Below are 1652 nucleotides of genomic sequence, written 5' to 3'. Positions count from 1 at the left end.
GCCACCGTTCCCGCCGTTCCCGCCGCTCCCGCCACCGCCTGCATCGCCACCACTCCTCGCCGCCGCACCGCGCGCCTGCACGTACGCCTCCACCCTGGCGGCGACGGCGGGAGCAGGCGTGTCGTACGCGCGTGGCGTCCGGGTGACGCGGAAGGCGGGCGCCGGGCCGGGCTGGAGCTGCCGGGCCCGGCGCGCGGCTACTTGCCGTGGTGCGGCCCGGCGGAGCCGCCGCGCTGCCAGGTCAGGCAGCCCGTGCTGCGGACGAACTCGCCGTCGTGGACCGTGATGTGCGTCGGCCCCCAGGTGGAGCCGCTGATGATCGGGACCAGTTCGCCGCCGTTGTCGGCCAGCCGCGACCACCGGCAGCCGCCGGGAGTACCGTCGGAGCCCTTCGTCGCGTACGTACCGGGGGCGACGGCGCCGCCGACGAAGACCGTGCCGTTGTCGAAGGAGGTGGCGAGCCGGTGCCCCTCGCCGGCGGCGCGGTGCGACAGACGCTCCTCGCCGGAGTCCGCGGGCGGCTGCTCGCCGTGCTTCGCCGACTCCCGCGGCCGGCTCTGCGGTTCGGCGGCCCGCTCCTGACCGGGCTGCGCCCCGGCCTGCCCGTCCTGCTCCTCCCCCGCCTGCTCCTCGGGCTGCTCCTCGGACTCGGCGGCCTCGGCCGCGCTGTCCCGTACGGCCGACTTGGCATCGCTGACCGGTTCGGTACCGCCCGTCGTCAGCATGGCGGCCACCACTCCCGTCGCCACCATGAGGGCGCACGCGGCTCCGATCGCCCAGCGGTTGCCCAGGAACCGCTGAACCAGCGGCAGGTCAAGGAATTTCGTGAGTTTCTTCATGGCCCCATCGCTCGCATGCACAAAGTGGATGATTAGCTACATAACCTACTTTTCGCATGCGTCATCCGGGCCCTTGCCCGGCCGCGCCACGGCGCGCGTCACCGCATTGGCGCAGAGGGCGCACAGAGCGCGCAGAGAGCGCGGACAACTCCGTGCGGCACCCGCCGGTGTCGGCGCTCTCTGCCCACGGAGGGGGTCAAGCCCGGCGAGTACCGCACGGAGGCTTCACCCCGGCTCGGCGGGCGCGGCGTCGGCCGCGGCGGATATGCAGGGCATGGCCGGGTCCTTTGGGGGCGGTGCCTGGCGCGGCATCCGGGGGGTGGCGGAAGGGGACTTGCTGCTGGTTCGAGGAAAGCGGGGAATTCCGTGCGGTGCATATCCATGCCCCGCCGGTACGGACCGCGACAGCTGCCCCCTCGCCTGCCGAACGCCGCGTCCGCCCAGCTCAGGGGCGATACGGGCGACGCGGCACGGCGCCCGCCGGGGCGTACGCCGTCCGGGTGAACGCGGCCGCCGGAAATGGCATTCGCCCGCTCGGGTGTGCGGGCGCGGGCGGATCGGCGGTTGCGGCCCGGCGGCAGCCGCCCGTGCCATGATCACGACCGTTTCTCGGCGCCTATTTCGCAGGGGAAGAGATGTCAGCGCGGATCCGTACGCTCGTGTGCGTCATGGTTCTGGGGATCGCCCTCGGCTGCCCGCCTCCGGCCGGCGCCGGGGACGCGGAGCAGGCGCGGGCGGATTCCGGGGCACCTGCCGCGGCGCCGTTCTGGGTCGATCCCGAGTCGGCCGCTGCCCGTCAGGTACGGGAGTGGC

1 protein-coding gene is annotated in these 1652 nt (G+C 74.0%); it reads right to left on the bottom strand.

The features are described 5' to 3' along the window. Positions 1 to 197: 197 nt before the first annotated feature. On the bottom strand, positions 198 to 839 hold the full coding sequence (locus tag H5J30_RS31770) for an Rv1352/Rv1906c domain-containing protein (protein WP_181791047.1): 642 nt from the start codon (positions 837 to 839) through the stop codon (positions 198 to 200). Positions 840 to 1652: the final 813 nt, after the last annotated feature.

The sequence above is a fragment of the Streptomyces phytophilus genome, assembly GCF_013870535.1.
Taxonomy (GTDB): Bacteria; Actinomycetota; Actinomycetes; order Streptomycetales; family Streptomycetaceae; genus Streptomyces; species Streptomyces phytophilus.
Note: the sequence above shows the minus strand (reverse complement) of the source record. Positions and strands in the feature narration are given on the sequence as shown.